Below are 8061 nucleotides of genomic sequence, written 5' to 3'. Positions count from 1 at the left end.
CCTCTACAACGAGCGCCCAGCCTGGCTCGATCATGCCCACCAGGCACTGGATGCAGCAGTCGCAGCGGCCTATGGCTGGACCGACTACAGCCCGGAAATGCCTGACGACGAGATTCTGAGCCGGCTCTTGGCCCTGAATCTGGAGCGCGCGAAGACCGATGTCTGAATTAGCTGCTCCGATATACAGATCGTCGATGACCGATCTTTACCACTGTGACCACCAAATGCTCATCGATGATCTCGTAAATGATTCGGTATAAGCCTTGCCGGATTCGATAACGCTCTTGCCCTGATAGCTTTTCGCTGCCAATCGGACGCGGTTCCTCTCGTAGCGTTTCTATTCGCTGGAGAATGCGCGCGACATCTTTTTTCGGTATGGGTCGCAGGTCTTTTGAAACCGAGCTTTTGAAGACCAGTCTATATTTTCCCATGCATCTTCAAGTCGTCTAGCAAGGCCTCATAGCTGATTGTCGGCTCCGGCAGGCGTTCTTTGAACGCCGCCAAATCTTCCTGATCTTCGGCGAGTGCTTCACGGACCGCATCATTGACGATCTCTGAGAGACTACGGTTTGTATGCGCCGCTTTCAGACGCAGTGCGGCATGTAACTGAGGGTCAAAATAAACGGTGGAGCGCTTCAACGCCTTGGTCATGTCTCTTATCCAGAAAGCGTAGCGGGAAAGAGGCGATTGTAGCGTCATAACATCAAAACGTCGATGATCGCCACGCTAACACGATCTGTTTGGCCAGGCCGGCTGGCTTCTCGGCAGCAGACGCCGTGCGCCCGATTCCAGGACAAGCCGCATGCTTGAAATCCCCCGCCGCTTTCGATAGCGTTCGGGACTGTCCTGCTGGGGGTGCCCGCGCGCGCGGGCTGAGAGAGTCCCCGAATCACCTGATCCGGTTCGTACCGGCGGAGGGAAGCCAGGGCGAGCCGTGGTTTGTCGACCTGCTCGTTTCGGTTCCTTGCACGCTGGTTCGCCATCGTTCCCAAGGAGCCGCCATGAGTGCCATCCCCGAAGCCTTCCTCGCCACCACCGCCCGCTTGTCCGACGAGGTGACCCGTCCGTTTCCCGCCTCGCGCAAGTGCTATGTGACCGGCTCCCGGCCCGATCTGCGCGTGCCGATGCGCGAGATCGCGCAGACGCCGACGCTGACCAGCGCGGGCCGAGAGGAGAATCCGCCGATCTACGTCTACGATACCTCCGGCCCGTACTCGGACCCGGAGGCGCGGATCGACCTGATGGCCGGCCTGCCGGAGGTGCGCGGGACCTGGATCGCCGAGCGCGGCGATACCGAGCTGCTCGACGGCCCCACCTCGGGCTTCGGTCGCCGTCGCCAGCAGGACCCGGCGCTGGCCCCTCTGCGCTTCGAGCACCTGCGCACGCCGCGCCGCGCCAAGTCCGGCCACAACGTCACGCAGATGCACTACGCGCGCCGGGGCGAGATCACCCCGGAGATGGAATATGTCGCTCTGCGCGAGAACCTGCGCCTCGACGAACTGCGCGCCGATCCGCGCTACGCCAAGCTGTTGCGCCAGCATCCCGGTCAGTCGTTCGGCGCCAACCTGCCGGAGCGGATCACGCCCGAATTCGTGCGCGCGGAGGTCGCCGCCGGGCGCGCCATCATCCCGGCCAATATCAATCATCCGGAGCTGGAGCCGATGATCATCGGCCGCAATTTCCGCGTGAAGATCAATACCAACATCGGCAACTCGGCCACCACTTCGAGCATCGAGGAAGAGGTCGAGAAGATGGTCTGGTCGGCGCGCTGGGGCGGCGACACCCTGATGGATCTCTCGACCGGCCAACACATCCACGAGACGCGCGAGTGGATCTTGCGCAACGCGCCGATGCCGATCGGCACCGTGCCCATCTATCAGGCGCTGGAGAAGGTCGAGGGCAAGCCCGAGGAGCTGACCTGGGCGCTGTTCCGCGACACCCTGATCGAGCAGGCCGAGCAGGGCGTCGACTACTTCACCATCCACGCCGGGGTGCTGCTGCGCTACATCCCGCTCACCGCCGACCGGCTCACCGGCATCGTCTCGCGCGGCGGCTCGATCCTCGCCAAGTGGTGCCTGGCCCATCACCAGGAGAACTTCCTCTACACCCACTTCGCCGAGATCTGCGAGATCATGCAGGCCTACGACGTCGCCTTCAGTCTCGGCGATGGGCTGCGTCCGGGCAGCCTGGCCGATGCCAACGACCGCGCCCAGTTCGCCGAGTTGGAAACCCTCGGCGAGCTGACCCAATTCGCCTGGGAGCAGGACGTGCAGGTGATGATCGAAGGGCCGGGGCATGTGCCCATGCAGATGATCGAGGAGAACGTCAGCAAGGAATTGAAGGACTGCTTCGAGGCGCCGTTCTACACCCTCGGCCCGCTGATCACCGACATCGCGCCGGCCTATGATCACATCACCTCCGGCATCGGCGCGGCCAACATCGGCTGGTACGGCACCGCGATGCTCTGCTATGTGACGCCCAAGGAGCATCTCGGCTTGCCGGACAAGCAGGATGTGCGCGACGGCATCATCACCTACAAGATCGCCGCCCACGGCGCCGATCTCGCCAAGGGCCTGCCCGGCGCGCAGATCCAGGACAATGCGCTGAGCAAGGCGCGGTTCGAGTTCCGCTGGGAGGATCAATTCAACCTCTCGCTCGACCCGGATCGGGCGCGGGAATTCCACGACCAGACCCTGCCGCACCAGTCGCACAAGGTCGCGCACTTCTGCTCGATGTGCGGCCCGCACTTCTGCTCGATGAAGATCACCCAGGACGTGCGCGATTACGCCAAGGCGCGCCAGCTCGAGGATGCCGAGGCGGCCTTGGCCGAGGGGATGAAGGAGAAATCGCGCGAGTTCCTAGAAGAGGGCGCGCGTCTCTATCGCGAGGTCTGAGGGACTATTGCAGCGCCGTCACCATGGATCGCTGTGCGTGGTGACGGCCGCTTGCATTTAGGATAACGCCATTCGCCTGATCAGTTGCATTCGCAGATCATGCCGTGCGTTTTGTCGTTTAGCCCTTCTGAAAACTTTGCGGTCGTCTCGCGGACTACTTGATGGCCTTGAAGGGGGCCGCCATTGTTCGGTGACATGAAGAAAACCGCGATGCAGTTGTCGGAAAGCTTCACGGAGGAGATCTTGTTGAGCCAACTCGGGTCGTTGAACGTCCTGTTGCTCTTCGCGGGTAGGCCGCCCGACTGACCCTCGGGATAAAACCTCAGGTAATCGTTGTTCTGCACGGTCCCGGTTTGACCACCAAAGTCAAAGTCCTCCCTGCTCATCTGACGCTCGGCGCGCCAGAATCAGAGGCCGATGTCCTTCGCCGGCGCCGGCTTGCCGAACAGATAACCCTGAAAGGCGCGGCATCCATCCTCGACCAGGAACCGGCGTTGCGCCTCGGTCTCGACGCCTTCGGCGATCACCGAGAGCCCGAGCTTTGGGGCCAACGCGAGGATGGCGCGCACGATCGCGGCATCGTTGACATCGGTGATGACGTCGGCGACGAAGGAGCGGTCGATCTTCAGCTGATCGAGCGGCAGGCGCTTGAGATAGGCCAGCGAGGAGTAGCCGGTGCCGAAGTCGTCGAGGGCGAAGCGCAGCCCTAGCGCGCGCAGGGCCGACATCTTGGCGATGGTGTCGTCCATGTCTTGCAGCAGCAGGCTCTCGGTCAGCTCCAGCGTGAGCCGATGCGGATCGACGCCATGACGCTGCAAGGCGGCTTGGACCCGCTCGACAAAGCCTGGGTCGAGGAATTGGCGGGCGCTGATGTTGATGGCGATCGACGCAGCGGGCGCTCCGTGACGGGTCGACCAGCGGGCGAGCTGAGCGCAGGCCGCGTCGAGTACCCAGGCGCCGAGTTCGAGGATGAAGCCCGAGGTCTCGGCGAGATGAATGAACGCCTCCGGCGTCAACAGGCCGCGCTGCGGATGGTTCCAGCGCAGCAGCGCCTCGGCGCCGAAGATGCGGCCGTTGGCGTCGACCTGCGGCTGATAGTAGAGCTGCAACTGGTCCTGGTGCAGTCCGTCGTACAACTCTCCTTCCAGATGGGTACGCAGCTCCAAGGCGGTCTGCATCTGGGGATCGAAGAAGCGCAACTGATTGCGGCCGGCGTTCTTCGATTGGTACATGGCCAGGTCGGCGCGTTTCAGCAGCTCCTCGACGCTCGAGTGGGGCGTGTCGATCAGGGTGGCGCCGATACTCGGGGTGCTGTGGTGGACATGAGTCCCGAGTTGGTAGGGCTGGCTCAGGGTCTGCAACACCTTGAGGCCGATGTGGCGTGCTTGCGTCATCGCCTGAGCGGTCTCGTTGCTGAGTTCGCCGAGAACGACGACGAATTCATCGCCACCGAGCCGGGCCACCGTATCGCTGCCGCGGATGCAGGTGCGCAAGCGCTGCGCGACCTGGATCAACAGGAGATCGCCGACATCGTGGCCAAGGCTGTCATTGAGATCCTTGAAGTGGTCGAGGTCGATGAACAGCAGCGCGCCATGGCCGCCATGGCGCTTGATGGTGGCCTGAATCTGGCCGAGCCGATCCAACAACAGCCGGCGATTCGGCAGGCCGGTGAGGGAATCGTAGAACGCGAGCCGCTCGATCCGATCCTCGGCCGCCTTGCGCTCGGTGATGTCCTGATTGAGCACGACTGCGCCGGCGATCCGCCCATTGCCGTCGCGGATCGGCACCGCCGAGTTGAGGATCGTCTTGCGCGTGCCGTCGAAGCACTCGATCTCGAGTTCCTCGTTGAGCCGCGTCTCGCCGTGCCGGATGGCGCGCGTCGCCGACCATTCCTCGGCGTTCAAGGGCGGGTCCATGTGTGGTGCCCAGGCCCTGTAGTCGCCGAAGTGGTCGGGACCGACGAACCTGGCTCCGTTCCAAATGCGCTGGGCGGTGGCATTGCCGTAGACGATCTTGCCGGCGGCGTCGAGGAACCAGACCCCGATGGGCAGGTTTTCGACGATGGTCTTGAGCCGCTGTTCGCTGACGCGCAGCGCCTCCTCGGCCTGCTTGCGCGCGCTCAGGTCGGTGGCGACGACGCAGAAGGCGCCTTGCTTCTCGGCGACCGGGAGTTCGGTGAACGAGAGATGGCAGGGCAATGCCATGCCCCGCGCGTCGATCAGATCCATCTCCAGGCGTTGCTGCGGGCGCGGCGACGGGCTGTGCAGCCAGGCTAGATAGCGCGGGCGATCCGCCGCCGCGATGTGGTCGGCGAGCGCGCTGCCGAGGAGTTGCTCAGGCGCCACGCCCAACATCGCCGCCAGGCGCCGATTGGCGAAGTAGATCAGTCCGTTGGCGGTCAGGGTCAGGGCGCCTTCGCCCATCTCCTCGACCAGCAGCCGATAATCGTGCTCGGCGTGTTTGAGCGTGAAGACCTGCTCGCCGCGCTGGCCGGAGACCAGCAAGGCGTCGATCCGCCCGCTGCGGATGGCGTCGAGGACCGCCTCGGCCTCGGCGAGGCGGGCGCGCAGTTGCTCGATCTCGGCGGCCGGATCGAGCGAGGCATCGGTCGATGAGGGGTTCGGACTCATAGGACGCCGTTTGGACAGCACGGACGACGATGTCGCGCACCCGCAAGGAAGGTCGAGCTGTCTAGGCGCCGCGATCTTGGGGCATTGGACGCAGATCCAGTCCGACCAGCGCGCGCTCGGTATCGGAGAGATCGCCGATGATCTTGCGGATCGGCAAGGGCAGCCGGCGCACCACGGTCGGGATGGCCAGGATCTGGTCGCCTTGCGCCAGTTGCGGCTGTTCGAGCAGATCGACCACCTCGATCCGATAATGGCCGGCCAGGTGCGTCTCGCACATCGCCTGCAGATTGGCGAACGCGGCGATCGATTTCGGCGTCTGGCCGGCAATGTAGAGGCGCAGGGTCCACTGTTGCTCGGTGTTCGACGATGCGTTCATAGCGACTCCTTAGGGTGTGGAGTGTCGGCGCGCCGCGACGACGCCATCGATGCCTGCACCTTGCGTGACTCGGCCTCGCGGCGCTGTTCGCGCTCGATCAGGGCGAGGGTCTCGGTCTCGCGCGCCTGGAACTCTTGCTGGAGGGCGGCGATATGCGCCTCGAGCAGGGCGCGGCGTTGCGCGAGATCGCGTCGATAATGCTCGATCTCGCGTTGGCACTCCAGCCGCTCCACCTGTTCGGCGGCTTCTTGCGCGATGCGGGCCGAGCCGGTCAACACCCCGTTCGGTCCCACGTAGACGTCGCGCAAGGAAATCCCCTCCGCCGTGATCAGGAACTCCCGGGTCTGATTGGAATGCGCCATGCCGCGCGACTTCAGGATGCTGAGGAGGCGGTTACGCTCGCCGCCGGTGTCGACGGCTATGAGCAACAGCCAGGTATCGATCAGCGAGGAGATGGCCGAATCGGTGGCATCGAGCGGCATGCCACCCGAGGTCAGGTTAGTGAACAGGCCGGTGATCTGGCGGTGCTTGAGGAAATCGATCAAGCGTGTCAGCATCGCCTTGACCTCGAGCTGATTGCCGCCGGCGATAAAACTGTTGATCGGGTCGAGGATCACGACCGAGGGTTGGATCTGGGCGACAGCGCGCTGGATCAGCGTCAGGTGCGTCTCCAGACCGGCCAAGGTCGGGCGTGCGGCATGAAACCGCAGCCGATCCTGTTCGACCCACTGGCCCAGGTCGAGGCCAATGGAGCCCATGTTACGGATGATCTGCGAGGGCGACTCCTCGAACGCGAAGTACAGCACGTGCTCGCCGCGGCGACAGGTGGCATCGGCGAAATGCGCCGATAGGCTCGATTTGCCGGTGCCGGCGGTGCCGGAGACCAGCACGCTGCTGCCGCGATAATAACCGGCGTCCCCGAGCATGGTGTCGAGGCGGGCGATGCCGGTGGAGATGCGCTCGCAGGTGACGGTCTGATCGAGATTGACCGAGGTGATCGGTAGCACCGAGAGACCGTCTTCGTCGATCAGGAAGGGGTAATCGTTGGTGCCGTGGCTGGAGCCGCGATACTTCAGCACGCGCAGGCGCCGTGTCCAGACCAGGTCGCGCTCCTGATGATCGAGCGTGATGACGCAGTCCGAGACATACTCCTCGATTCCTTGACGCGTGAGCTGACCGTCGCCACGCTCGGCGGTGATCACGGCGGTGACGCCCTTGTCCTTGAGCCAGCGGAACAGGCGCCGCAATTCCGCGCGCAGGATGGACGGATTGGGCAGCCCGGTGAACAGGATCTCGATGGTGTCGAGCACCACGCGCTTGGCGCCGATGGTATCGATGGCGTAGCCGAGCCGGACGAACAGGCCGCTGAGATCGAAATCGCCGGTCTCGCCGAAGTCGCTGCGCTCGACGGCGACGAAATCGAGCGCGAGCAGCCCGCGCTCGGCCAGGTCGTCGAGATCGAAGCCCAGCGAGGCGACGTTCTGGGTCAGCTCGGGGACGGTTTCCTCGAACGCCATGAACACGCCCGGCTCGCCGAACTCGGTCGCGCCTCGGACCAGGAATTCCATCGAAAAGAGGGTCTTGCCGCAGCCGGGCGCGCCGCAGATGAGGGTCGGCCGGCCGCGTGGGAGGCCACCGCCGGTGATCTCGTCGAGCCCCTGGATGCCGGTGGGGGCCTTGGGGAGGGTCGATTGTACTGTGCTCACGCGCGCTCTACTTAGGTAGGTTTGCTTGCTCTCGGGGCAGATGACGGTATCTTAACGGAAGTGCGATGTTCAGGCATCGCAAACCCTGGCCCTTGGCGGCGAGCGTAGTTGGACGGTGAATGAGGTGTCGATGTTCCATTGGCGGTGGCCGCATTATCGAGACGGTTTGCTCGCGCATGCCGATGCGCGCGCGCGCGCCGCCGTGTCGGCGGCTGGCGAGCCGGCGCGCCGCGTTTCGGTCGCGCCGCCGCCGCTGATCGGGCTGGCGCGCGCGTCCTTCGTCGAATGGCGCTACTTTGCGGTGCTCTCGCGGGCCTTCCATGGCATCGTCGGCATGGCCCTGGTCAATCCCGATTGTCGCTTCGCGCGCGTTGCCGAGGGCGGACTGCTGCTGATCGTCGCCGGGGTGATCGATCGCCCGCGTTTGCCGAGCACGGCGGCCGGAGGCGCTGGCG

8 protein-coding genes and 1 riboswitch are annotated in these 8061 nt (G+C 64.3%); of the genes, 2 read left to right on the top strand and 6 right to left on the bottom strand.

The features are described 5' to 3' along the window. Window positions 1-167: 167 nt before the first annotated feature. Together ACLFQI_RS09345 and ACLFQI_RS09340 are read right to left on the bottom strand one after the other, a co-directional pair. Entirely contained in the window at window positions 168-431 is a 264-nt protein-coding gene (locus tag ACLFQI_RS09345; protein WP_410758756.1) for a type II toxin-antitoxin system RelE family toxin, read from the bottom strand. Further along, the gene (locus ACLFQI_RS09340; RefSeq protein WP_410758755.1) at window positions 418-651 is read right to left on the bottom strand and encodes a CopG family transcriptional regulator; all 234 of its coding nucleotides are present in this window, start codon (window positions 649-651) and stop codon (window positions 418-420) included. The genes ACLFQI_RS09345 and ACLFQI_RS09340 overlap by 14 nt, the downstream gene beginning before the upstream one ends. A gap of 190 nt (window positions 652-841) precedes the next feature. Further along, a riboswitch (TPP riboswitch) is annotated at window positions 842-938 on the top strand. 63 nt (window positions 939-1001) lie between these two features. Here ACLFQI_RS09340 and thiC point away from each other — a divergent pair. Further along, the gene (thiC, locus tag ACLFQI_RS09335) at window positions 1002-2894 is read left to right on the top strand and encodes a phosphomethylpyrimidine synthase ThiC (RefSeq protein WP_410758753.1); all 1893 of its coding nucleotides are present in this window, start codon (window positions 1002-1004) and stop codon (window positions 2892-2894) included. Window positions 2895-2974: 80 nt separating this feature from the next. Here thiC and ACLFQI_RS09330 read toward each other — a convergent pair whose 3' ends face one another. From ACLFQI_RS09330 to kaiC, 4 genes are all read right to left on the bottom strand, one after another. Further along, on the bottom strand, window positions 2975-3280 hold the full coding sequence (locus ACLFQI_RS09330) for a hypothetical protein (protein WP_410758751.1): 306 nt from the start codon (window positions 3278-3280) through the stop codon (window positions 2975-2977). 21 nt (window positions 3281-3301) lie between these two features. After that, window positions 3302-5524: a putative bifunctional diguanylate cyclase/phosphodiesterase gene (locus ACLFQI_RS09325; RefSeq protein ID WP_410758749.1), complete on the bottom strand. Its 2223-nt coding sequence runs from the start codon at window positions 5522-5524 to the stop codon at window positions 3302-3304. Between the two features lie 61 nt (window positions 5525-5585). Next, window positions 5586-5900 (bottom strand): circadian clock KaiB family protein, encoded by a 315-nt coding sequence (locus tag ACLFQI_RS09320; protein ID WP_410758748.1) that lies wholly within the window; start codon window positions 5898-5900, stop codon window positions 5586-5588. Beyond that, window positions 5897-7606, bottom strand: a complete 1710-nt coding sequence (gene kaiC, locus ACLFQI_RS09315) for a circadian clock protein KaiC (protein ID WP_410758746.1) — start codon at window positions 7604-7606, stop codon at window positions 5897-5899. Before kaiC ends, ACLFQI_RS09320 begins: the two co-directional genes overlap by 4 nt. 115 nt (window positions 7607-7721) lie before the next feature. Between kaiC and ACLFQI_RS09310 the strand changes: the two genes are divergently transcribed. After that, window positions 7722-8061 (top strand): hypothetical protein (locus tag ACLFQI_RS09310; RefSeq protein WP_410758744.1); only part of this gene is annotated, 340 nt, incomplete at its 3' end.

Source organism: Halochromatium sp. (genome assembly GCF_046541315.1).
Lineage (GTDB): Bacteria > Pseudomonadota > Gammaproteobacteria > Chromatiales > Chromatiaceae > Lamprobacter.
The sequence above is the reverse complement of the archived record's forward strand: the minus strand, read 5'-3'. Positions and strand labels throughout refer to the sequence as shown.

Bases quoted from the DNA above. Each gene is read 5' to 3' on its own strand.
- ACLFQI_RS09325 (WP_410758749.1), bottom strand. From the start codon at position 5,524: ATGAGTCCGAACCCCTCATCGACCGATGCCTCGCTCGATCCGGCCGCC.
- ACLFQI_RS09345 (WP_410758756.1), bottom strand. From the start codon at position 431: ATGGGAAAATATAGACTGGTCTTCAAAAGCTCGGTTTCAAAAGACCTG.
- ACLFQI_RS09340 (WP_410758755.1), bottom strand. From the start codon at position 651: ATGACCAAGGCGTTGAAGCGCTCCACCGTTTATTTTGACCCTCAGTTA.
- ACLFQI_RS09320 (WP_410758748.1), bottom strand. From the start codon at position 5,900: ATGAACGCATCGTCGAACACCGAGCAACAGTGGACCCTGCGCCTCTAC.
- thiC (WP_410758753.1), top strand. From the start codon at position 1,002: ATGAGTGCCATCCCCGAAGCCTTCCTCGCCACCACCGCCCGCTTGTCC.
- ACLFQI_RS09330 (WP_410758751.1), bottom strand. From the start codon at position 3,280: ATGAGCAGGGAGGACTTTGACTTTGGTGGTCAAACCGGGACCGTGCAG.